The organism is Blautia sp. AM42-2 (assembly GCF_003480245.1).
Taxonomy (GTDB): Bacteria; Bacillota; Clostridia; order Lachnospirales; family Lachnospiraceae; genus Fusicatenibacter; species Fusicatenibacter saccharivorans.
Genome location: NZ_QUIM01000001.1, coordinates 167,019 through 189,454, shown reverse-complemented (window position 1 = coordinate 189,454; position 22,436 = coordinate 167,019). Strand labels below are relative to the sequence as shown.

The 22,436-nt window shown below is 50.5% G+C and carries 17 protein-coding genes; 4 read left to right on the top strand and 13 right to left on the bottom strand.

The window, feature by feature from the left end; translation table 11 throughout:
* Positions 1-58 precede the first annotated feature (58 nt).
* From DW915_RS00935 to DW915_RS00915, 5 genes are all read right to left on the bottom strand, one after another.
* A complete protein-coding gene (locus DW915_RS00935) occupies positions 59-1,378 on the bottom strand; it encodes an aspartate kinase (RefSeq protein WP_117800910.1) in 1,320 nt (439 codons plus the stop codon).
* Between the two features lie 134 nt (positions 1,379-1,512).
* The gene (locus DW915_RS00930; protein ID WP_117801219.1) at positions 1,513-2,832 is read right to left on the bottom strand and encodes a glycoside hydrolase family 32 protein; all 1,320 of its coding nucleotides are present in this window, start codon (positions 2,830-2,832) and stop codon (positions 1,513-1,515) included.
* A gap of 117 nt (positions 2,833-2,949) precedes the next feature.
* The gene (locus DW915_RS00925; RefSeq protein ID WP_022461494.1) at positions 2,950-3,810 is read right to left on the bottom strand and encodes a carbohydrate ABC transporter permease; all 861 of its coding nucleotides are present in this window, start codon (positions 3,808-3,810) and stop codon (positions 2,950-2,952) included.
* Positions 3,810-4,682, bottom strand: coding sequence for a carbohydrate ABC transporter permease (locus DW915_RS00920; RefSeq protein ID WP_022461493.1), 873 nt, complete (start codon positions 4,680-4,682; stop codon positions 3,810-3,812). The genes DW915_RS00925 and DW915_RS00920 overlap by 1 nt, the downstream gene beginning before the upstream one ends.
* 27 nt (positions 4,683-4,709) lie before the next feature.
* Entirely contained in the window at positions 4,710-6,083 is a 1,374-nt protein-coding gene (locus tag DW915_RS00915; protein ID WP_022461492.1) for an ABC transporter substrate-binding protein, read from the bottom strand.
* A 312-nt stretch (positions 6,084-6,395) separates the two neighbouring features.
* On the opposite strand from DW915_RS00915, the gene DW915_RS00910 reads away from it, so the two are divergent.
* Positions 6,396-7,424 carry a LacI family DNA-binding transcriptional regulator gene (locus DW915_RS00910; protein WP_022461491.1) on the top strand — a complete coding sequence of 343 codons (1,029 nt, stop codon included), beginning with the start codon at positions 6,396-6,398 and terminating at the stop codon, positions 7,422-7,424.
* 114 nt (positions 7,425-7,538) lie between these two features.
* Here DW915_RS00910 and DW915_RS00905 read toward each other — a convergent pair whose 3' ends face one another.
* The 8 genes from DW915_RS00905 to DW915_RS00870 form a co-directional block, all read right to left on the bottom strand.
* Positions 7,539-8,234 carry an L-ribulose-5-phosphate 4-epimerase gene (locus DW915_RS00905; RefSeq protein WP_022461490.1) on the bottom strand — a complete coding sequence of 232 codons (696 nt, stop codon included), beginning with the start codon at positions 8,232-8,234 and terminating at the stop codon, positions 7,539-7,541.
* A 34-nt stretch (positions 8,235-8,268) separates the two neighbouring features.
* On the bottom strand, positions 8,269-9,861 hold the full coding sequence (locus tag DW915_RS00900) for a xylulokinase (protein WP_334294914.1): 1,593 nt from the start codon (positions 9,859-9,861) through the stop codon (positions 8,269-8,271).
* A 32-nt stretch (positions 9,862-9,893) separates the two neighbouring features.
* On the bottom strand, positions 9,894-11,012 hold the full coding sequence (locus DW915_RS00895) for a GntR family transcriptional regulator (RefSeq protein WP_022461488.1): 1,119 nt from the start codon (positions 11,010-11,012) through the stop codon (positions 9,894-9,896).
* A 387-nt stretch (positions 11,013-11,399) separates the two neighbouring features.
* Complete coding sequence (locus DW915_RS00890) at positions 11,400-12,017, bottom strand: DUF5662 family protein (RefSeq protein ID WP_227093554.1); 618 nt, start codon at positions 12,015-12,017, stop codon at positions 11,400-11,402.
* Positions 11,995-13,890, bottom strand: a complete 1,896-nt coding sequence (locus DW915_RS00885; RefSeq protein WP_118594717.1) for an alpha-amylase family glycosyl hydrolase — start codon at positions 13,888-13,890, stop codon at positions 11,995-11,997. The genes DW915_RS00890 and DW915_RS00885 overlap by 23 nt, the downstream gene beginning before the upstream one ends.
* A gap of 96 nt (positions 13,891-13,986) precedes the next feature.
* A complete protein-coding gene (locus DW915_RS00880) occupies positions 13,987-14,742 on the bottom strand; it encodes an exodeoxyribonuclease III (protein WP_022461485.1) in 756 nt (251 codons plus the stop codon).
* Between the two features lie 81 nt (positions 14,743-14,823).
* Positions 14,824-16,284: an aminotransferase class I/II-fold pyridoxal phosphate-dependent enzyme gene (locus DW915_RS00875; protein WP_022461484.1), complete on the bottom strand. Its 1,461-nt coding sequence runs from the start codon at positions 16,282-16,284 to the stop codon at positions 14,824-14,826.
* Positions 16,285-16,397: 113 nt separating this feature from the next.
* Positions 16,398-17,462, bottom strand: coding sequence for a branched-chain amino acid aminotransferase (locus DW915_RS00870; RefSeq protein WP_022461483.1), 1,065 nt, complete (start codon positions 17,460-17,462; stop codon positions 16,398-16,400).
* A gap of 278 nt (positions 17,463-17,740) precedes the next feature.
* Here DW915_RS00870 and DW915_RS00865 point away from each other — a divergent pair, with 278 nt between their 5' ends.
* The 3 genes from DW915_RS00865 (at position 17,741) to DW915_RS00855 (ending at position 22,431) form a co-directional block, all read left to right on the top strand.
* Positions 17,741-18,109 (top strand): DUF1292 domain-containing protein, encoded by a 369-nt coding sequence (locus DW915_RS00865; protein ID WP_022461482.1) that lies wholly within the window; start codon positions 17,741-17,743, stop codon positions 18,107-18,109.
* A gap of 218 nt (positions 18,110-18,327) precedes the next feature.
* Positions 18,328-18,651, top strand: a complete 324-nt coding sequence (locus tag DW915_RS00860) for a helix-turn-helix domain-containing protein (protein WP_055218165.1) — start codon at positions 18,328-18,330, stop codon at positions 18,649-18,651.
* 189 nt (positions 18,652-18,840) lie between these two features.
* The gene (locus tag DW915_RS00855; RefSeq protein WP_118741404.1) at positions 18,841-22,431 is read left to right on the top strand and encodes an ABC transporter ATP-binding protein/permease; all 3,591 of its coding nucleotides are present in this window, start codon (positions 18,841-18,843) and stop codon (positions 22,429-22,431) included.
* The last annotated feature ends 5 nt before the right edge of the window (positions 22,432-22,436 follow it).

The window sequence follows — 22,436 nt, the reverse complement described above, 5'->3', positions numbered from 1 at the left end:
ATAAAAAAATCTCTGTCGGAAGTTCAGACTCCTGACAGAGATTTTTTATAGATTCATTTTAGATCTGCGCTACGACAAAGATATCATAAATTGCTTTGATTGCTGTTTCAAAGTCGCGGTTTTCAACGCCAATGATGATGTTGAGCTCGCTGGAACCCTGATCGATCATCTTGACATTAACGTGTGCATGCGCCAGTGCGGAGAAAATCCTTCCGGCTGTGCCTCTCGTTCTTCTCATGCCGCGTCCTACAACAGCAATCAGCGCCAGATCGGATTCAAGATCAATAGAATCCGGCTGTACGGCACGATGCAGTCCTGCGATAACCTGCTGTTCTTTTGCTGCAAACTCACTCTGATGAACAAATACCGTCATGGTATCGATGCCGGACGGCATATGTTCGAAGGAAAGATTGTTGTCCTCAAAAACACCGAGCACTTTTCTGCCAAAGCCGATCTCGGTATTCATCATGCTCTTCTCAACCGTAATGGATGCAAAGCCTTTCTTTCCGGCGATACCGGTGATGGTGAATTTCGGTTTGCTGCAGGTGTTCTCCACAATCATGGTTCCCGGATCCTGCGGTGCGTTGGTGTTCAGCACGTGGATCGGGATTCCCTCCTGACGGAGTGGGAAGATGGAGTCCTCATGAAGGACGGTAGCTCCCATGTAGGAAAGCTCACGCAGCTCACGGTAGGTAATGGTGGAAATGACTTCCGGATCCTTGACGATACGCGGATCGGTTACCAGGAAACCGGAAACATCGGTCCAGTTCTCGTAGATGTCAGCGTGTACGGCCTTTGCCACGATGGAACCAGTGATATCGGATCCGCCGCGGGAGAAGGTTTTTACGCTTCCGTCCGGTTTTGCGCCGTAGAATCCAGGAACGACTGCGTTATCCAGATCTTTTAAACGCTCGGAGAGCACTTCGTCAGTCTTGTCTGCAAGGAAGTTTCCGTTCTCGTCGAAGCAGATCACTTCTGCAGAATCAATATACGTATATCCCAGATAATTTGCCATCACGATACCGTTCAGGTACTCTCCGCGGGATGCGGCGTAGTCCTCTCCGGCTGCTGCGGCAAAGTTTTCTGCGATTTTTTCAAATTCCGGGGAAAGATCCAGGCTGAGGTTCAGACCGTCGATGATCTCCTGATATCTCGCTTTGATGTTCTGCAGTTTCTTCTTGAAATCTCTTCCAGCAACTGCAGTGCGATAGCAGTCATACAGCATATCGGTTACTTTCGTATCAGCAGAATTTCGTTTTCCAGGAGCGGAAGGTACCACGTATCTTCTTCCCTCATCTGCGCGGATGATGTCTCCGACCTTCTTAAACTGCTCTGCGCTCGCGAGGGAGCTGCCGCCGAATTTTACTACTTTCTTCATAATAATCTCTCCTTGCGTTCTTTTCGGATATCTTTCGAAATCTCGTTTTTCAGCCCGTCACTTTAACGTTAGAAAGCTGTTACGTACTAGATTAGAACAAAATCCCGTATGCGTCAAGAACTTTTTGGGCTGATTCATTCATTCCACAGATAAATTTCCGGTTTTTTCTCCATTTTATAGGAGAATGTCTCTCCAAGCCCGTAAACCGCCTGGCTTAATACGTACTCGCCGTTGTTTGCATAAATTTCGATCATATTCGGATCCACGAAAATCTCAAGAAGATCGCCCTCTTTTAACTGCGGCGTCTCGGCATGAAGCCATCCTTTTGCACCGGATGGATAGACATCCGTGCGGTCTGCGCAGACTTTTCCGCTCTGCCGCCAGATCTTATAGCCGCCGATTTCCAGGCTCTCACCCTCTTTTAATTCGGCGCGGATCATGGCACACTCTCCGCATGCCGAAACGAGGGAATCCGTCTTTTTGCAGAATCCGTCGCGGATCGCAGGCAGAACACGGAAGTAAATATGATCGTTCTGTACATCCACCACACGCGGCAGGCAGAACATGCCTTGCCATATACCATCTACCGGTTCCGGCATCCGAAGCCATGCGATGGAAATCCGGTTTCCGTCCGCATCCGTCATGGTCTGCGGTGCATAGAGGTCACCGCCGCAGTCCAGAAGCTGCCAGTTCTCCGGAAATTTCATTGTGCAGGTTTTTTCATCAAACTCAGGCAGCATACAGATCGCCCGATCCGCATAGCCGTCGGGGTCCTCGATCAGTTCCATCGGGGAGAATACAAAGACGCTGCGTCCGTTTACGTTAAAGAGATCCGGGCACTCCCACATCCAGCCGAGCTTCTGTTTCGTCGTCGCCTGTCCGGCCAGATGCCAGTGGGAAAGATCCTCACTCTTATAGAATAATGCCTCGCCCTTGTGATCCTTCGTCGTGCTTCCAAGCACCATATACCATGCGTCGCTTCCCTTCCAGACTTTCGGGTCACGCGTGTGCGTATTGTCGCCGATTTCCGGATCGGTGAGTGCCGGGATAACAACCTCCTTATCCCCGAAGACATCAAAATGCATACCGTCCTTCGAAGTAAGGTGAAGCTGCGCCGAGGTAAAATCCTGATCAAGGCACTGATGAATATCCTTCGGATTTACCTGATTATAGTGAACACCCGTGTAAAAGAGATGCATCACGCCGTTCTCTTCTACTGCGCTTCCGGAAAAGCAGCCGTTCTGGTCCTCGGAAAGACTCGGGAACAGGGCAACGCCGACATGCTCCCAGTGAATCAGATCCGGACTCACCGCATGGCCCCAGTGCATGGTGCCCCAGCGCGGCGCGTACGGAAAATGCTGATAAAAAAGATGATACTGTCCCTTATAATAAATCATGCCGTTCGGGTCATTCACCCAGTTGCCCGGCGCTTTTACGTGTAATCTGTTTTTCATGTGTTTGATTTCCTTTCTGTCTCTTTCTTGTTGTCTCTGATAAGAAAAGCCGGAAAAAGAAAGCATTTTTAATTCCGCCCTCCTTTGCCCGGCTTGTTCTTGATTTCTATGATTTACTTATTTAACTGCTCCGGCTACGACACCGTTGATGATCTGTTTCTGCAGTGCCACGTACAGAATCAGGATCGGGATGACGCAGAGCAGAAGACCTGCCATGATGGTTCCGTAATCTGCGGAGTAAGTTCCGTAGAAGCTGTAGGTGGAAAGCGGCAGAGTCAGCAGCTTTTTGTCGGTCAGCACCAGGGACGGCAGCAGGAAGTCATTCCAGAATGCCATCGCATTCATGATTACCATGGTGGAAATGATCGGCTTTAACAGCGGGAACACGATGCGGAAGAAGGTCTGGGTGTGGGTACAGCCGTCGATGTAAGCGGCCTCCTCCAGCGCCAGCGGGATACTTCCGCGGATGAATCCGTGGAACATGAACACGGACATCGCCATGGAAAATCCGGTGTGCATGAAGATCAGGGTCAGTCTGTGGTTCAGAATGTTTAAGGTTCCGCCGTATACACTGACAAGCGGGATCATGATTGCCTGGAACGGAATGATCATGGATGCAACCATCAGTGCAAAGATGATATTGGAAAATACGTTGACATTACGCACGATGTAGTAAGCCAGCATGGCTGCGAGTACCGTAACCAGTACGGTTGCTGTTACGGTTACAACCAGAGAGTTCTTGAAGGCATTCAGGAAGTTCATCTGATTGAATGCTTTTACAAAGTTGTCAAACGAAAGACCTTTGATCGTAAACAGCCAGGAGAACGGGCTCTTGATGATATCACGTTTCTGTTTTAAGGAGTTGATGATAACCATGACAAACGGGAACATGAACGCACAGAAAACGATGATCATAAGGAGCATAGCCAGCGCGTCAGTTACTTTTTTCTTTGTTCCGCCAATTTTCTTCTGATTCATTATGCTTCAACCTCCCTCTTCTTGGTGGTGTATACCTGAATACCGCTGATGCAGGCTACAATGATAAACAGGATAAAGGCTTCTGCCTGGCCGACACCGAACTGTCTCGATGTGAATGCTTTCTCATATACGTGCATGGCTGCCATCTCGGTGGTTCCGTACGGAGCACCGCCGGTTAAGGACAGGTTGACATCGTATACCATGAACGCACGGGACAGGGTCAGGAAGAGGCAGATAGTAACGGAGGACATCATCAGCGGAAGGATAATGTTTTTCATTTTTACCCAGCCGGATGCACCGTCGATGCTTGCCGCCTCGAGCACGTCCTCGGAAAGTCCCATAAAGCCGGCGACGTAGATCAGGATCATATAGCCTGCCAGCTGCCATACTGAAACGAGCACCAGCGCTGCAAATGCTTTGTTCGGGGTAGAAAGCCAGGAAATTTCAAACAGGCTCCATCCTGTGGTCTCGCCGATGCTGACGAAAACACGGGAGAATACGAACTGCCAGATGTATCCAAGTACGATACCGCCGATCAGGTTCGGGGTGAAAAATCCGGCGCGGAAGAAGTTCTGACCTTTGATGCCGCGGGTCAGGATGTAAGCCAGTAAAAAGGCGATCACATTGACGAGAACAACAACCGCAATGACATATTTAAAGGTTAACAGCAGGGATTTCCAGAACTGCGCGTCGCGCATAACGGCTGCGAAGTTGGAAAGTCCTACAAAGTTTTTCACGCTGGAAACACCGTTCCAGTCGGTTAAGGTCAGGTAAATACCGTAGATAAACGGTACCATGACGACTGCCAGGAAGCAGAACAGGCCCGGCAGCGCAAATACACAGAAATCTTTTCCCTTGTTGCTTGATTTCATTTTCGTTCCTCCTTCATATCCTCCGGCTTACTGCTCATCCCAGTATGCCTGGATGGAATCTATCAGTTCCTCGCGGTCACTTCTTCCGGCCAGATATTTCTGCATTGCCGCACCAAGGACAGACCAGTGATCGTTCGGCACGATCGCAGATGCGTTGAATGCTCCGCCGTTCTGTACTTTTTCGTAAATGTCGCGGCTTAACGGATCGCTTGGCTCGTTCGGGTTGTTTTTAAACGGAGGGATCAGGCTGCAGGTCTTTACAACCATCTGCTGTCCGATCTCACTGTAAACCAGCCAGTTCAGGAACTCTTTTGCTGCTGCTTTCTGCTCATCGGTAGCCACGATATCATCCAGCATGATCTGTTTGGACGGGGATGCCTGGATTTTGCTGTTGACGAAGTCGTCCGGATCATTGTTCAGGAAGTATGGAAGGAAACCATACTCATCGGTCGTCTCGGCTCCTGCCTCCTCAAGGTTCGGCCATGCCCAGTTTCCGTTGAACCAGAAAGCGGTTTTTCCGTCTGCCAGGTCAATTGCCATCTCATCGTAATCTGCGCCGAGTGGATCGCCCTTTGCTACGTTGTACTCTTTTAACAGGTCAAAGGTATTCAGGAACTCGTTCATGCGGGTGTAGTCCGGCAGATATAAGGTTCCGTCCTTCAGCTCGTTGATGACTTCTGCTGCACCGTCGGAGGTTCCGTTGTATGTCTCGTAGATGTACTGCAGCTGGTGTGCTCCAAGGGACCAGTCTTCTTTTGCCATGGAGATCGGATTCTTCATTCCGTTGTCCCGCAGGCTCTGGAGAAGTGCTGCGAAATCGTCCTGGGTTTTGATATCGGATGGATCGAACTCGGTACCTAAGGTATCTTCAATCACGCTCTTGTTGTAGATAATACCGCGGCCCTCGATACAGAGCGGGAAGCTGTAAACCTTTCCGTTGATTTTGGTCAGGTACTCTTCTGCCTCGCCGGTCCATGCTTCATTGCTTAAGTCGGCTGCTTTTTCTTCTGCCAGTGCAATGACATCGGTCGTATCCAGAATGGAAAGTGTCGGCGGGTTTCCGGAGTTGTAGAGGCTGACTACTTTGGTATAAGGAGAATCGCCGTCCGTTACCGGCATGATCTCAATATGTACGCCTGCTTTCTCCTCGAACACTTTTGCAATCTTTTCCAGTGCTGTCTGGATTTCTGCTTTTGTGTTCATGATGACGATACTCGTTCCGGAAAGCGACGTATCGTACTGGAAGGTATCGGTGGTCATGTCGATCGGCACTTCTTCTTTTACTGCGTTCGGGTCATCCGGATCGCTTGCGAAGCCGAAGGTGCATCCGGTCAGTGCAGAAGTAAGAAGCACGCCGGACATTCCAAGAGCTGCCGCCCTGGCACTAAATTTCTTTCTCATCACAATTCCTCCTGTTATCTCTGGACAGCGAGTCCTGTCCTTCGTTTTGTGTAACCGGTCAAGTAACCGGTTACTTTCGTTGTCTTTATCATAGCATTGACAGTGGGTTTCGTCAATATTTTCTTTACTTTTCGTGATTTTCCATAATTTTGTTTTTGGCTTTTGTGGAACTTTTACAAAACCGGTTACTTAACCGATTCCCGCTTGTTCCGGCGGGCGAGAAATGTTATACTATCTTCATATATTATTTGTTTTTTTCTGAAAGCTTACATGATTCACGCAACACTTTTGAAGGGAAGGACACTTGAACTTATGGCACGAAAAAAAAATGTAACCTTTAATGATATTGCACAGTACACGCATTTTTCCAAAACAACCATTTCCCGGTATTTCAACAACCCGGATTCCCTGACACCGGAAAATCAGCAGATCATTTCCGATGCACTGGATAAACTGAACTATAAAGAAAACAAAGTGGCAAAAATTCTCGCGAACGGACAGACCGAATTTGTCGGCATCCTGATCCCGAGTCTCTCCATGAACTACTATTCCGAGATGCTGAATCAGATTCTTGCTTCTTATGAGAAATATGGCTATAAATTCCTCGTCTTCGCCGGAAACGGCCACGACGAGACGGAGCGCCGCTACATTCAGGAGCTGATGTCGTACAAAATCGAGGGCCTCATCGTCCTCTCCCATACACTCTCCTCCCGCGAACTCTCCGATCTGCAGATCCCGGTCGTTGCAATTGAGCGCGAAGACCAGTTCGTCAGCAGTGTCAATACAGACAACTACCTCGGCGCGTACGAAGCGACTTCGCTTCTGATTCATAACCACTGTGATGTCCTGATTCATCTGAACTCACCGACCAAAGAAAATGTTCCTGCCTACCGCCGTCTCGCCGGTTTCCAGGATGCCTGTGTAAAGGCCGGTGTACCGCACAAGGTTATCATTCGGGATTTTGGACTCTCCTATCAGGAAGCCGCAGCACCGCTGCAGGAAATCTTTGACAACATCGAACAAAAATATGCCGGTCAGAAAAAGGGCATCTTCCTCTCCAACGATGATCATGCCAATATTCTTTTAAATCTTCTGATCCGCAAGTACCATACCCTGCCGGACGATTACGAACTCATCGGCTTCGACGGTGCGCCGATTTCCGAGCAGGCTATCTATCCGATCAGCACTGTCGGCCAGCAGATTGACCAGATTGCAGACGAGGCTGTTTCCCTTCTGGTCTCCCAGATGCAGGAACGGAAAAAACGCCACCCGGTGCCGCTTGCCGAGCCGGTTCACAAGACCGTTCCGCCGCTTCTGATCCGGCGTCAGACGACCACTTGATTTTAAAAGCGGATTTCTATCATAAAAATGTTTTTATCAAAAAAGTGTCATCCACCTGCGGGCTGTGTGCCCTGCAGTTTGTGGATGACACTTTTCTTATCTTCTTACTCTTTTTTAGTTCTGTCCGTAATAAGCATTTGCACCATGCTTACGGTAATAGTGTTTATCCTGCAGCTCCTGCGGTGCCGGCTGGATTCTCGGGTTGATGGTCTCGGCACGGTATGCCATTTTGGCAACCTCTTCGAGGACAACAGCATTGTGAACAGCCTCATGCGCATCTTTGCCCCAGGTGAACGGTCCGTGGTTCTTGCAAAGAACGGCCGGAACGGCTTTTACATCTTTTCCCATCCGTTTGAACTCATTGACGATCAGATGGCCGGTGTTTTCCTCGTATGCCTCGTCAATCTCTTCTTTTGTCAGGCAGCGCAGGCACGGTACTTCACCGTAGATGTAGTCTGCATGGGTTGTTCCGTAGCACGGAATGCTTCTTCCCGCCTGTGCCCAGCTTGTCGCATAGGAAGAATGGGTGTGAACAATGCCGCCGATCTCCGGAAATGCTTTGTACAGCTCCAGATGGGTCGGGGTGTCAGAAGACGGACGGTAGCGTCCTTCTACTTTGTTTCCGTTCAGATCCATGACAACCATATCGTCCGGTGTCAGCAGGTCGTAATCCACGCCGCTTGGTTTGATGACGAACAGACCGCTTTCCCGGTCAATCTCGCTGACATTTCCCCATGTAAAGGTAACCAGTCCGTATTTTGGAAGAAGCATGTTGGCTTCGTATACTCTTTTTTTCAGTTCTTCTAACATTGTGTTGTCCTTTCTATCTTTCCCAAACGATGGTTCATTTTAAGCTCTCTACTGCTGCACGCTCAATCGGCAGGCCTTTTTTGTAGCGCTCGGTGAATACTTCAAATCCAGCGACGTCTGCCGGGTCCGGATCCATCTTGGTTCCGGCATTTCCTGCGAAGACTTTTGCATCGAGGTAATCCTCGAGTGTTTCATTCTCTTCTTTGTTGATCATATAAGAAGCCAGCAGTGCGATGCCCCAGGCTCCGCCCTCTCCTGCTGTCTCCATGACGGAAACCGGTGCATCGATGGCACCTGCGAGGATCTTCTGGCCGACACCTTTTGTCTTGAAGAGACCGCCGTGGCCGAGAATCTGGTCGACCTGCACATGCTCCTCTTTCATCAGGATATCAAGGCCGACTTTCAGGGCGCCAAGGGAAGTAAACAGGTTGACTCTCATAAAGTTTGCCAGATTGAATTTCGCATCCGGAGTACGTGCGAAGACAGGACGGCCCTCGTTGAAGCCGGTTACGTGTTCGCCGGAGAAGTAGTTGTAGGCAAGGAGTCCGCCGCAGTCTGCGTCGCCCTCCAGGGCTTTGTTGTACAGCTTGCCGAACAGATCATTCGTGCTGATTTCCATGCCGAAGGTCTGCGCAAATTCACGGAAGAGATTGACCCATGCATTCAGATCAGAAGTACAGTTCTGGCAGTGCACCATGGCAACCGGATGACCGGACGGGGTTGTTACCATATCGATCTCCGGGTATACTTTGGAGAGGTTCTTCTCCAGAACGATCATAGCAAAAACGGAAGTTCCGGCAGACACATTTCCGGTTCTAACGCGGACGCTGTTTGTTGCCGCCATACCTGTTCCGGCATCTCCCTCCGGCGGGCAGAGCGGAATGCCTGCTTCCAGATTTCCGGACATATCGAGAAGTGCGGCACCTTCTTTTGTCAGAACACCGGCATTGTCACCTGCGGTCAGAACGTGCGGCAGGACATCGAGTGCTTTCCATAAATATGCTTTGTCTGCGACTGCCTCGTCAAATTTGGCGATCATGTCGGCAAAGTAAGTGTTGGTTTCAGAATCGATTGGAAAGATTCCAGATGCCTCGCCGACACCAACGACACGCTCGCCGGTCATTTTCCACTGAATGTATCCGGCAAGGGTTGTCACGTAGTCGATATCTGCCACATGCGGCTCACCGTTTAAGATTGCCTGATACAGATGGGCGATAGTCCATCTCTGCGGGATGTGGAATCCGAAAAGATCGGTCAGCTTCTCGCTTGCTTCTTCTGTGATATTGTTTCTCCAGGTGCGGAACGGCACGAGGAGGTTTCCTGCTTTGTCAAATGCCATATAGCCGTGCATCATGGCACTGAAGCCGATGGCTCCGACGCGGGTCAGGGTGATGTCGTATTTTTCTTTGACATCAGCTGCCATTTTGGTATAGGCATCCTGCAGGCCCGTCCAGATGTCCTCGAGGGTGTAGGTCCACACGCCGTTGTCGTAGCGGTTTTCCCACTCGTGATCTCCAGATGCAATCGGGGCGTTGTCTGCGCCGATCAGGACGGCTTTGATTCTGGTTGAGCCGAACTCAATGCCAAGTGCTGTTTTCTGTTCGAGGATTGCTGTTTTTGCATCCATTCCCATTGTTTTTTCCTCCCTTGGGTTCTTTTCTATTTTTTCGTCTCTGTTGACAGATTTTTTCCTGCAGTGGATTCTCTTACGATGAGTTCCGGGGAAATCAGGCGTTTGACGCTGCTTTCTTCTTCCGGGACTTTTCTGATTTTTTCGAGAATGAGCTCTGCTGCCATCTCACCGAGTTTTTCCTGCGGATGGGCAATGGTCGTGATCCCGATCGGACTGCTCTGGCCGATCAGCGAGTTGTCGTATCCGGTGACGGCGATGTCTTCCGGCACGGAGATTCCCTTTTCTTCCAGCATGGAGATGACGGCGAGCGCGATCTGGTCGTTGTAGCAGACGGCGGCATCGACGGACTTTTTGCTGTCGAGCAGCATGGAAAGCATCAGGGACGGTTTGGTTTTCCGGTCTTCGGTGTGAAACCAGATGACGTTTTCGGGATCATACAGGATTCCGCTTTCCTGCAGCGCCTGCACGTAGCCTTTATGGCGCTGGGCGCCCTGGCTGTCGTCGGCCTTGAAGATGCCGATGATGTTTCGTCGGCCGGTCTCTAAAAGGTGCCGGGTCAGCAGATAGCCGCCTTTGCAGTCATCCATCAGAATGCAGGGCTTGTCTGCCATCTGGGGGTAGCAGCCCTGGATGAAGACATACGGGATCTGGTACTTGTCCAGCATTTCGTACAAGTTGATGTGGCGGCAGAGGATCTGGCTTTTGCTCGGCTCGATGATGAGGCCGTCGATGGGCTTGTCGAGGAGTTCTTTTAAGACTTTTTCTTCTTTGGAGCGGCTGTTGCAGGTGTTCTTTAAGATAATGCTGTAGCCGTTTTCGCTCAGCACTCGATCCATTCCCTGGATGAGGCGGGGGAAGATGTAGTCGGACAGGTAGGTGGTGGTGACGGCGATGTTTTTTGAATTATGACGCTGGATTACGCGCTCGGAGCAGAAGGTTCCTTTGCCGTGCCGGGCGGTGATGTAGCCTTCATTTTCGAGAAGAGCGAGGGCCTTTCGGACAGTGTGGCGTGAGAGGGCGTATTCCCGGGTCAGTTCGTTTTCGGAGGGAAGCTTCTGGCCGGGTTTTATGGTTCCGGAGAGAATCTGCTCTTTTAGGGCTTCCATCAGGGTGTAGTATTTGGCTTTGCCGGTGGTTGGTTCCATGTGATTGGTGATTCCCCTTTCTGGAATTTATAATACAACTTGTACGGTTGTTGTGACAAGTTGTATTTTTGTTGTGGGGAAGGGACGCTCAGGAGTATCGGGTGTCCGGGGCGTGGCTGTTTCGGAGGCTAGGAACTCTAAGGGTGTGAAAATTTGCTAAAAGCATTCCCCCAAATCAAAAACTCGCATACGCTCAGACAGTTTGATTTGGGGGAATAACGCAAATTTCCACGCCCTAAGGGTTCCTACGCCTCCTGCAAATGCCACGCCCCGGACACCCGATGCTCCTGAGCTGACTTTGGCCCCGTAAATGGAGGAAAGCGGTCCTGCGGTGGCTTCCCTTGGTTCACCAATAGAGTAAATGGGCGGGCGGGTGGGTCCAATACCTTAATGAGTGGACGGGGACACTTTCTTGCGGATGGCCTCTTCGTAGACGGTGTATTCTTGAGGACAGTGCATTCGCGGGACGGGGTCACCTTTTAGAAAGTGGTAGCGGATGTAATAGAGGGTATCGTCTTCGCCGCGTTCCGAGAGCATGCGCAGCAGAAATTCGAGCTGCGAGAGTGTCTCGGGATGGACGAACCAGAGGTGGCCGATTCCTTTTTTGAGATACTGGTACGGCGCCTGATCGGTATAAGCGTCTCCGAGGTAGACGCGGGACGCGCTGATGCGGTCCATAATCATCTCGGCGACGTAGCGGCGCGGCATTGGGACGCCTTTGATGATGGTGTCACAATTGATACCGTAATCAATCCAGTATTCAAAATGATGTTTGTTGCGCCCTTTATGGTGCATCCAGGATTTTGACATGCCGGTGTCTTCGCGCTCGGCGTTATTGGGACTCCGGTCGCCCTGATAGTATTTCATGCCGACCAGAAATTCCGTCGGCGAATATTTCGAGAGGTCGTGGGTCAGTCCCTGCCAGTACAGTCCTATTTTGAAGCAGTACCGCATGACCCACATTTTGTGTGTGGTAATGGTTTTAAAGTGCTGCCATGCTTTCATCATTCTGTCTCTTCTCCTGCTTTCCTGTTAAAATTATGATACTGCGCGGCGGCACGATGACCGTTTTTGCGCTGACTTTTTTCTGATTTTCTTCTGTCAGGAATACTTCCGGTGTGTTGGTGTCGGCCGTCAGATACCAGACCTTCTGTTCCGGGAGGGACGGCAGTGCCAGCTCATGCGGATTCCAGTGCATGTTGTAGGCAATATAGAGGTCGTCGTCCTTGTTTCCGTCTTTATCCTGGAAATAGCTTCCGCAGTACATGACGCCGATAAAACGGCATGTGTTTTCCATCTGGGAGAACCAGGCTCTCTGGCTGTGGAAGGACATATCCGGGCAGCCGTAGGATTTGTAGTCGATGAGGCGCGGCTCGCGTTCGCCGTGCAGCGCCGGATGCGCTTTCCGGAAGGCGATTGCTGCTTTTACAAAGGCGGCAAACTCCGGATTCCGGGCGGCTGCTTTCCAGTCGATCCAGCCGGTTTTGTTGTCCTGGCACCAGGCGTTGTTGTTGCCCTTCTGGCTGTTGCCGAATTCATCGCCGCCGTAAATCAGCGGTGTTCCCTGGCTTGTCATCAGCATGAGAACGGCATTTTTCAGCTGGCGGAGACGTAGCGCGCGCACAGCCGGTTTCCGGGTCACGCCTTCTGCGCCGCAATTCCAGGTCAGGTTTTCGTTGGAACCATCCATATTGTCTTCGCCGTTGTCCAGATTGTGTTTCTGTTCGTAGGAAACGCTGTCATACAGGGTAAAACCGTCGTGATCCGCAAGATAATTGATCACACCGTGTGTCTCCGGGCTTCTTCTCAGATAATAGGTGAAGTCGGAAAGGCTGCCCTCATCGCCTTTTAAGAAGCGGCGGATATGGTACTGGTAGCCCTGATTGTGTTCCCCTAAATTCCGGAACCACGGGCGTTTTCCCTGATAGATCCGTGCGCCGTCAAAACCGAGGAAAATCAGTTTCGTCTTCCGAAGGAGTGCATCTTTGGACGCTTCTTCTGCCAGCGATGCATCGCCGACCAGATGGAAACCGTCGATCTGATAGCGGAGCTGCCAGTGGTGCAGAACCTGCAGGACAAAACCAGAAGGCGTTCCCGGGGCAAAACAGAATTCCATCAAGCATTCGATACCATTCTCATGCAGGGCATCGACCATCTCTGCGAACTCTGCGACGGCATCTGCGGATGCAGCATACGAAGCTTTCGGAGCAAAATACAGGGCCTTTGTGCCGTATCCCCAATAATTCACGCGCTTCTCTTCCGCCGGCGCCGGATATACATAGGCCGGCTCCGTAAGGGAGGTCCACTCAAAAAACTCGTAGGACGGCATCAGCTCTACTGCATTGATACCGAGTTCTTTTAAGTATGGAATTTTTTCGATCACGCCGCGGAACGTTCCCTTGTTCTTTACACGGGAGCTTCCGTCTTTGGTGAAGCCGCGCACATGGAGCTTATACAAAATCGTCTCCTCATACGGCCGGTGCAGTGAGGTGGTGCGCATTACCGGGTACTCCGGGAGAAGGCAGCAGCAGGCGCCCTCTTCTTTTTCCATCGGTGCACCGAAGGTTTCTCTTCCTTCTACTGCTCCCGCATACGGATCCAAGCAGAAAGCTTCGTCCATCCGGTAGGCATACGAAAACTTTCCTACCGTCAGGCCTGTGATTTCCACGGAACTGATCACGCCAGTGCGCTCCTCTTCCGGAAGCGGCACGGTAAGAAACGGTTTCTGGTGACCTTTCCGGTACAGCAGAAGCTCTGCTTTTTTTCCATCCGATACTTCTACGGCAAAATTGTATCCGTCTTTCGTCGCCGATGCGCCCATTTTCTCCGGATTTCCCGGTAAAATTCGATATTTTCCTCTGTTTTTTGTCTGTATCATAATTCCCGCCCTTATTTTTTATAATTTGTTGCAATTGTCATACTATTAATGTAAATCATTTGAATAAAATTGTCAATTGACCAATGTTACCAATTGTTATACCTCTAAATCCAGTTCCACCGGGCAATGGTCGGAACCGAAGATTTCGGTATGGATTTTGGCATCTGCAACTGCATCTTTTAAGGACTCTGATACCATAAAGTAATCAAGCCGCCATCCTGCATTCCGCTGGCGTGCCTGGAAGCGGTATGACCACCAGGAATACGTCACGGTGTCCGGATACAGCATACGGAAGGAATCAACAAAGCCTTTTTCTTTGATCACAGCAAATTTTTCGCGCTCCTCTTTCGTAAAGCCGGCGTTTTTCTCATTTGCCTTTGCATTTTTGATATCCATCTCGGTCGCTGCGACGTTCAGATCTCCGCAGAAAATCACCGGTTTTTCCTGCTCCAGTCCTTTTAAGTAAGAAAGAAACGCATCCTCCCACTCCATCCGGTAGGCAAGGCGTTTTAATTCATCCTGCGAATTCGGTGTGTAAACGGTTACAACAAAGTATTCCGGAAACTCTGCCGTAATCACACGGCCTTCCGTATCATGTTCTTCGATTCCGATACCATAGCGAACAGAAATCGGCTCCTCTTTGGTAAACAGGGCCGTACCGGAATATCCTTTCTTTTCCGCATAATTCCAATACTGATGATAGCCGGGCAGCTCAAGGTCGATCTGTCCTTCCTGCAGCTTTGTCTCCTGCAGGCAGAAAATATCGGCATCTGCCGCCTCAAAGTATTCCTGAAAGCCTTTCTTCATGCAGGCTCTCAGTCCATTTACGTTCCAGGATATCATTTTTTTCATACGCAATTCATCTCCTTTTCCTGACAGTCTGTTCTCTGCGGTTTCTGTTGCAAAACGCCGGGAACCGACTTCCGTTTTCTTTTATTCCTCTTTCAGAACATACAGCACTTCCAGCGACGCATCCGACGGTCCGTGAAATTCGCAGCCGTCTGCTTTATACTGGCGCATCAGTTCCAACATTTCTCTGCTGTACCGCTCGCCCGGGCAGATGAGCGGGATTCCCGGCGGATATGGGGCTGCCATCTCGGCTGCAATTCGTCCTTCCGCTTCTGCAAACGGAACGGCTTCCTTCTCCGCAAAATATGCCTCGCGCGGTGTCTTTACCATCTCCGGCAGGCTGCGGAACAGCCACTGCTTTTCTGTAAACTTCGTCCGCCCCGTCGTTTTCCCGCTCTCTGCTGCCGAAATTCCTGCCAGCGCATCGATCAGCCGTGTGATATCTTCCTCGCTGTTTGCCCAGGTAATAACGCAGACCACGTTCTCCTCGTCGGCAAGCTCTGTACTGACGCGGTATTCCTCGTACAGACGCACCTGCAGATCGTAGCCGGAAATACCAAGTTCTCTTGCCGAGAATACAAGACGCGTCGGATCGATCTTCCATACGCCGCACGTTCCTTCCATCTCGGTCCCAAGAACTTCGATTCCTTTGATCTTTGCAAGCTCCTGCCGCGCCCTCTGGCCGAGTTCCAGCGCGCGTTCCATTCGCTCTTTTCCGTGCAGCGCCATCCCGCGCCGCGCCGCATCGAGGGATGCCATCAGAAGGTAGGACGGTGATGTACTCTGTACCATCTGCAGATTGGCGGCCACTCTTGCCTCATCGAGACGACCAGAACCGAGTGATAAGAAGGAGCTCTGTGTAAAGGAACCCGCCGTTTTGTGGATACTCTGCGCGCAGGCATCCGCACCACTTTCCAGTGCGCCGAGAGGAAGCTGTTCGGAAAAATAGAGGTGCGATCCATGTGCTTCATCGACAAGAAGCGCTGCGTTGTGGCAGTGACAGATTTCTGCGATCGCCTGCAGATCACTGCAAAGACCGTAGTACGTCGGGCTGACCAGCAGTACGGCTTTCGCATCCGGCGTTTCGGCAAACGCTTTTTCGATGGTTTCCGGCGTCACGCCGCCCCACATCTGCCATTTTGTGCTGTACTCCGGCATCACATAAACCGGTGTGGCTCCGCATAAAATCAGTCCCATCAGCACCGATTTGTGCACGTTCCGCGGGACAATGATTTTTTCGCCCTCTTTCACAGAGGAAAGCACCATCGCCTCGTTGCCGCATGTCGTACCGTTGACGAGAAAGAACGTTTTTTTTGCCTTCCACGTTTCTGCCGCCAGACGCTGCGCCTCCGCGATCACGCCCTCCGCATGGTGAAGATCGTCGAGGCCTTCTGCCTCCGAGAGGTCATACGCTGCAAGCGATGCTCCGTTTAGCGCCTCATCCAGCCCCCGCTCAAACCGGTGTCCCGGGATGCGGAAATACGCCGGCGCTTCCTCCCTGAACTGTTGTAACGCCTCCACAAGAGGCATTCGATTCTGATCCATTCTGTTTTGTTTCCTTTCCAATGGTTTCTCCATCTTTTTCTGAAACGAAAGAATCCTCCCCGCACCGCCGTGCGGGAAGGACCCCTTATTCGCATTTTTCTGTTTATTATGGTTTATTCTACCGGAGTAGTCCAGCCATATTTGTCTTCCAGCTTGCCCCACTGGATACCGGTCAGGGTATCGTACAGTTTCTGGGTCAGCTCACCGATCTTGAAATCGTTGACGATAACGGAATCGTCTTTGTATACGAACTCGCCGACTGGAGATACAACAGCTGCTGTACCGGTACCGAATGCCTCTTCCAGTGTGCCGTCATGGCCTGCTTTCATCAGGTCGTCGATGGACAGGTGGGTCTCGTTTACTTTGTAGCCCCAGTCACGCAGGATGTGGATCAGGGAATCACGGGTTACGCCCGGAAGTACGGTTCCTTCCAGCGGTGCGGTGTAGATTTCGCCGGCGATCTTGAACATGATGTTCATGGTTCCAACTTCCTCTACATATTTACGATGTACGCCGTCCAGCCACAGAACCTGGGTGCATCCCATCTTCTCTGCTTTTACCTGGCCTGCGATGGAGCTTGCATAGTTACCGCCGCATTTTGTGAAGCCTGTGCCGCCTTTGACTGCACGGACATATTCATCCTCAACCAGGATCTTAACCGGGTTGATGCCCTCTGCATAGTATGCTCCAACCGGAGTGGTGATGATAACGAATTTGTAGGATTTTGCCATATGTACGCCAAGGCTTGCCTCAGTAGCGAACATGAACGGACGGATGTAAAGAGATGTACCTGGCTCAGACGGTACCCAGTCTTCCTGTGCTTTAACCAGTGCTTTGACAGCTTCTACAAACATCTCCTCCGGTACACCCGGCATGCAGAGTCTTTCGTTGGATTTGATCATACGGCGTGCGTTCATTTCCGGACGGAACAGCTGGATTTTTCCTTCTGCTGTTCTGTATGCTTTCATACCCTCGAAAGTTTCCTGTGCATAGTGAAGTACCATGGTTGCCGGATCCATCGGGATTCCGCCGTACGGTACGATTGCTGCGTCATGCCATCCCTGCTCTTTATCCCAGTCCATGACAAACATATAGTCTGTAAAGTGTTTTCCGAATCCAAGGTTTTTCTGATCCGGTTTTTCCTGTAAATGCTCTCTTTTTTCAAATCTGATATCCATTTTTTGCCTCCCCGGCAGTTGAGGATAAGTTTGTTCAGCTGCCTGTATATTTAGATTCAATAGTGATAGTATAAGGCTGTACCTGAAAACAGTCAAGAGAAAATACGACTAAATTTTCATTTTTTCTTTCTTATTTATTGTATCTTTTCCGTATTTTCCTGTATCCGCCGCATTTTTTCTTCTTTCCCGGCACAGCCATTGTGTTTTTTTCTATTATCTGTTAGAATGGCAGACAAGAACCTGATAAGACCTGAACACGAAAAAGGAAGGTAATACAAATGAGTGAAGAATTATTCAACAGCGCATCCTGCAGCGGAGACTGCACAAGCTGCGGCAGCGACTGCCAGGATCTGGATCAGCCGACTGTTACCCTGACACTGGACGACGATACCGAAGTAAAATGTGCCGTACTGACCATTTTCCCAGCTCCGAACCAGAAAGAGTACATCGCCCTTCTGCCGCTCGATGAAAACGGCGAGAACGAAGACGGCGAAGTTTATCTGTATCGTTACTACGAAGAGAACGGCCAGCCGAACCTCGACAACATCGATTCCGATGAAGAGTACGAAATTGCAGCAGACGCATTCGACGAGCTGATGGATACCGAGCAGTTCAACGAGATGGAAGAAAATTCCACCGAAGAGTAAGAAGCACAGACTTTGAAACGATTGCAGAACCCGGCGGGAGACCTTATTTTCCTGCCGGGTTTTTCTCTCTTTTTCTCTCAAATTTCCATTATTTCTTATTTGTACAGCTTTTCTGCATCTCTCTTTAAGATCTGTTTCTATTCTTTTACAGACGTATAATATATGTGAGTAGCAATTTTCATGCCGCTACATTACATAGGAATACGAGGTATCTTTTTATGAGAGATAAAGATGTGATACAGCACATTCAGGATTTATGCAAAGAGCGTTCCTGGACTTATTACCGTCTTGCAAAAGAGGCGGACATTCCCTATTCTACCTTAAATAATATGGTAAACCGCACCAATATTCCAACCATCCCTACCCTGCAGAAGCTCTGCGACGCTTTCGGCATCACACTTGCCGATTTCTTTCTCGACGAGCCGGATGCCCTGCAGCTTACCGAAGGACAGCAGGAAATCATTACGCTTTACAATAATCTTTCGCTGGAGAAAAAGAAAATCTTAAAGGCTTATATGAAAGGTCTTCTGATGGAAGTCTGACTTTTCCGGCATCATAAGTATCACAGATAAAGAAAGTTCCGTTTTTTGTTTTTCTGAAACAGAGGCGGAACTTTTTTTCTGTCGATAAACTTTTCTTAAATTTTTCTAAAGCCCGGGACTTTTCCCGTATTTCGTTGTAGAATAAAGGACAACTGTTCACATATTAATCACAGAAGGAGTTACCCTTTCATGCTACAGATTCAGCATATCAAAAAAGAATACCGGACCGGGACGCTGGTACAGAAAGCGCTCGACGATGTGTCCTTAAATTTGCGCGACAACGAGTTTGTCGCTATTTTAGGGCCGAGCGGTTCTGGAAAGACGACGCTTCTGAATATCATCGGCGGTCTCGACCGCTACGACAGCGGCGATCTGATCATCAACGGCATTTCCACGAAAAAGTATAAGGACCGCGACTGGGATTCCTACCGGAACCACACGATCGGCTTTGTCTTCCAGAGCTACAACCTGATCCCGCACCAGACCGTTCTTGCAAACGTAGAGCTGGCGCTTACCATTTCCGGTGTTTCCAAAGAGGTGCGGCGCAAAAAAGCAATCGCGGCACTTGATAAGGTCGGTCTTGGAAAACAGCTCCACAAGCGGCCGAGCCAGATGTCCGGCGGTCAGATGCAGCGTGTTGCCATCGCCCGCGCTCTTGTCAATGACCCGGAAATTCTGCTTGCCGATGAGCCGACCGGCGCGCTCGATTCCGACACCAGTATTCAGGTCATGGACCTGCTGCAGGAAGTTGCCAAAGAACGCCTTGTCGTCATGGTCACACACAATCCGGAGCTCGCCGAGCTTTACGCCAACCGGATCGTCACCCTGCGCGACGGTGTGATCTGCTCCGACACGAACCCGTTTGAGCCGGATTCCGAAACCCTGCTTCCTCCCAAACACAAAAACATGGGCAAATCGTCGATGTCCTTTCTGACGGCGCTCTCCTTAAGTTTTAATAACCTGCGCACCAAGAAAGCGCGGACCTTGCTCACCTCGTTTGCCGGCTCAATCGGCATCATCGGCATTGCACTGATTCTGGCCCTCTCCTCTGGTGTCAACGAGTATATTCAGAATATGGAAGAGGAAACTCTCTCCGAATATCCGCTTCAGATCCAGAGCACCGGCTTTGACCTCACTTCGATGATGGTCGGCTCACAGAATGCCGGCAAAGACTCAAAAGATTCCGGCAAAAAGAATGAAATCAAAGTCCAGGAAGTCGTGACCAACATGTTCTCCACCATGAACTCCAACGATCTCGCTTCCCTGAAAAAGTACCTTGACGGCGGTGCGGACGGCATTTCCGACTACACAAATGCCATCGAATATTCCTACTCCGTCACGCCGCAGATCTACCGCGAAAACGGCGATTCCATCCGCCAGGTGCACCCGGACCAGTCGTTCCGCTCGCTCGGCCTTGGCGCAAGCTCCAACAGCATCATGTCATCCATGATGAGCACCAACGTCTTTTACGAGATGCCGGACACCGCTTCCCTGTACGAGAACCAGTACGACTTAAAAGCCGGACACTGGCCGGAAAACTATAACGAATGTGTGCTTGTCCTCACTTCCGACGGCGGAATGAGTGATTTTCTGCTCTACACCCTGGGGCTCCGCGATGCACTCGAGCTAGATGAGATGGTCCGCCAGTTTTTAAATGAAGAAACCGTCGAGACCCCTTCCTCCATCGGCACGTATTCCTACGATGATATCCTCGGCACCACGTTCCGTCTTGTGAACAGCGCCGACTGCTACGAATACGACAGTCAGTATCAGGTCTGGAAAGATAAAAGCGACAACGAAGACTATATGAAAAAGCTCGTTGCCAACGGCGAAAAGCTCACAATCACCGGTATTGTCCAGCCGTCCCCTGACTCTGCCGCCTCTGCCCTGACCGCCGGCATCAATTACCCGGCATCGCTGACCCGCCACGTTGTGGAGGAAGCAAAGAAATCCGAGATTGTGAAACAGCAGATGGCGGACTCCTCCATCGATGTCTTTACGAATCAGGAATTCGGCACCGTGGATCAGAACAGCGGTCTTGATATGGATTCCTTTATCACTGTCGATGAGGACAAGCTGCAGAACGCTTTCCAGTTCGACGATTCCGCACTCTCCGGTGCTTTTTCCGGTGATTCCATGAACCTTGATTTTTCCAGTGCCTTTGCGGACGCCGGAAGCAGCATGGATCTCGCGGGTGCGATTGACCTCAGTCAGATCTCTCTTAATTTCAACGGACTGCCGCAGCTTGATCTTGGCCAGATTTTATCCGGACTTACTCTCAATGTCAGTGAAGACGGCATGCAGGAACTGGCTTCCAGCCTCATGGAGGGCTATCAGGGCTACGCCTCGGAGCACCCGGAGGCGGATTATTCCCATTTACAGGAGGATTTCGTCTCCTACATCAATTCCACGGAAGCACAGGAAATCCTGCGGCGCCACATCCAGACCATCATTGCAGGCGGCGGTGTTTCCATTACACAGGAACAGATCCAGGAACTCATTCAGCGGATCTTCAAAGGGTATCAGGCATACCTGATCAAGATGGGCTACACCGATCCGGAACAGTTTGATGCTTATCTTGCGGAGTATCTGCAGACCGAAGAAGCTGTTCAGATCATCAACGACTGGATTTCCGAGGTGATGCAGAACAACGGCAATATCGAAATTACATCCGACCAGCTCACTGCGCTTGCGACGGAGCTTTCCAACGGTTATCTCGCTTACGTGAAGGAGAACGGCCTGCCGGATCCGACGGAGATGGGCCAGCACTTTATCGCCTATCTGAACACGGCGGACGGCCAGCAGCGGCTGAACAGCGGTATCACAAAAATCGTCGATCTCGACGGACTACAGTCCCAGGTTTCTTCTGCGCTCACAAACTACATGGCAGGCGTTATGGGAAGCTACTCCGCTTCTGTCGCCTCGGCTCTGCAGACACAGATCACTTCCGCGATGGAACAGATGATGACGCAGATGGCCTCTGCAATTCAGTCCGAGATGGAACGCGCCATGACGCAGGTCGGTAATTCTCTGCAGGATTCGATGGGCGATGCCATGAAGATTGACACCGATGCCTTTGCAAGTGCCTTCCAGATGAATATGACTGAGGATGATATGAAGGAGCTCTTCGCTTCTCTTAGTTCTTCCGGCTCTTCCACCTATGAGGGCAATCTGCAGAAACTGGGCTACGCTGATTTTGACGAACCTTCTTCGATCAGCATTTACCCGAAAAACTTTGAGAGCAAGGAACACGTTGTCTCCATCCTCGACGGCTACAATGACACGATGGAAAAAGAAGGCAAAAACGAGCAGGTAATCTCGTACACCGATGTGGTCGGCACTCTGATGTCCTCCGTCACGGATATCGTCAACATCATCAGCTACGTGCTGATCGCTTTTGTCGGCATTTCCCTTGTGGTTTCCTCGATTATGATCGGCGTCATCACCTATATCAGTGTTCTGGAACGTAAGAAAGAGATCGGTATCCTGCGCGCGATCGGTGCTTCGAAACGCAATATTTCGCAGGTCTTCAATGCCGAAACCTTCATCATCGGACTCTGTGCAGGACTGATCGGCATCGGGCTCTCGCTGCTTCTGATGATTCCGGGCAACCTTCTGATCCACCATCTGGCGGATACGACGAAGGTCAGTGCTTCTCTTCCGCTCGTCCCGGCGCTTGTTCTGATTGCACTCAGCGTCGTTCTGACCCTGATCGGCGGTCTGATTCCGTCGAAGAAAGCGGCAAAAAGCGATCCGGTTACGGCACTCCGGACAGAATAATCTGA

Coding starts and splice junctions, on each gene's coding strand:
- DW915_RS00925 (WP_022461494.1), bottom strand. CDS start 3,810: ATGAATCAGAAGAAAATTGGCGGAACAAAGAAAAAAGTAACTGACGCG.
- DW915_RS00855 (WP_118741404.1), top strand. CDS start 18,841: ATGCTACAGATTCAGCATATCAAAAAAGAATACCGGACCGGGACGCTG.
- DW915_RS00930 (WP_117801219.1), bottom strand. CDS start 2,832: ATGAAAAACAGATTACACGTAAAAGCGCCGGGCAACTGGGTGAATGAC.
- DW915_RS00900 (WP_334294914.1), bottom strand. CDS start 9,861: ATGGATGCAAAAACAGCAATCCTCGAACAGAAAACAGCACTTGGCATT.
- DW915_RS00935 (WP_117800910.1), bottom strand. CDS start 1,378: ATGAAGAAAGTAGTAAAATTCGGCGGCAGCTCCCTCGCGAGCGCAGAG.
- DW915_RS00875 (WP_022461484.1), bottom strand. CDS start 16,284: ATGGATCAGAATCGAATGCCTCTTGTGGAGGCGTTACAACAGTTCAGG.
- DW915_RS00865 (WP_022461482.1), top strand. CDS start 17,741: ATGAGTGAAGAATTATTCAACAGCGCATCCTGCAGCGGAGACTGCACA.
- DW915_RS00905 (WP_022461490.1), bottom strand. CDS start 8,234: ATGTTAGAAGAACTGAAAAAAAGAGTATACGAAGCCAACATGCTTCTT.
- DW915_RS00860 (WP_055218165.1), top strand. CDS start 18,328: ATGAGAGATAAAGATGTGATACAGCACATTCAGGATTTATGCAAAGAG.
- DW915_RS00885 (WP_118594717.1), bottom strand. CDS start 13,890: ATGATACAGACAAAAAACAGAGGAAAATATCGAATTTTACCGGGAAAT.
- DW915_RS00910 (WP_022461491.1), top strand. CDS start 6,396: ATGGCACGAAAAAAAAATGTAACCTTTAATGATATTGCACAGTACACG.
- DW915_RS00920 (WP_022461493.1), bottom strand. CDS start 4,682: ATGAAATCAAGCAACAAGGGAAAAGATTTCTGTGTATTTGCGCTGCCG.
- DW915_RS00890 (WP_227093554.1), bottom strand. CDS start 12,017: ATGAAAGCATGGCAGCACTTTAAAACCATTACCACACACAAAATGTGG.
- DW915_RS00915 (WP_022461492.1), bottom strand. CDS start 6,083: ATGAGAAAGAAATTTAGTGCCAGGGCGGCAGCTCTTGGAATGTCCGGC.
- DW915_RS00880 (WP_022461485.1), bottom strand. CDS start 14,742: ATGAAAAAAATGATATCCTGGAACGTAAATGGACTGAGAGCCTGCATG.
- DW915_RS00895 (WP_022461488.1), bottom strand. CDS start 11,012: ATGGAACCAACCACCGGCAAAGCCAAATACTACACCCTGATGGAAGCC.
- DW915_RS00870 (WP_022461483.1), bottom strand. CDS start 17,462: ATGGATATCAGATTTGAAAAAAGAGAGCATTTACAGGAAAAACCGGAT.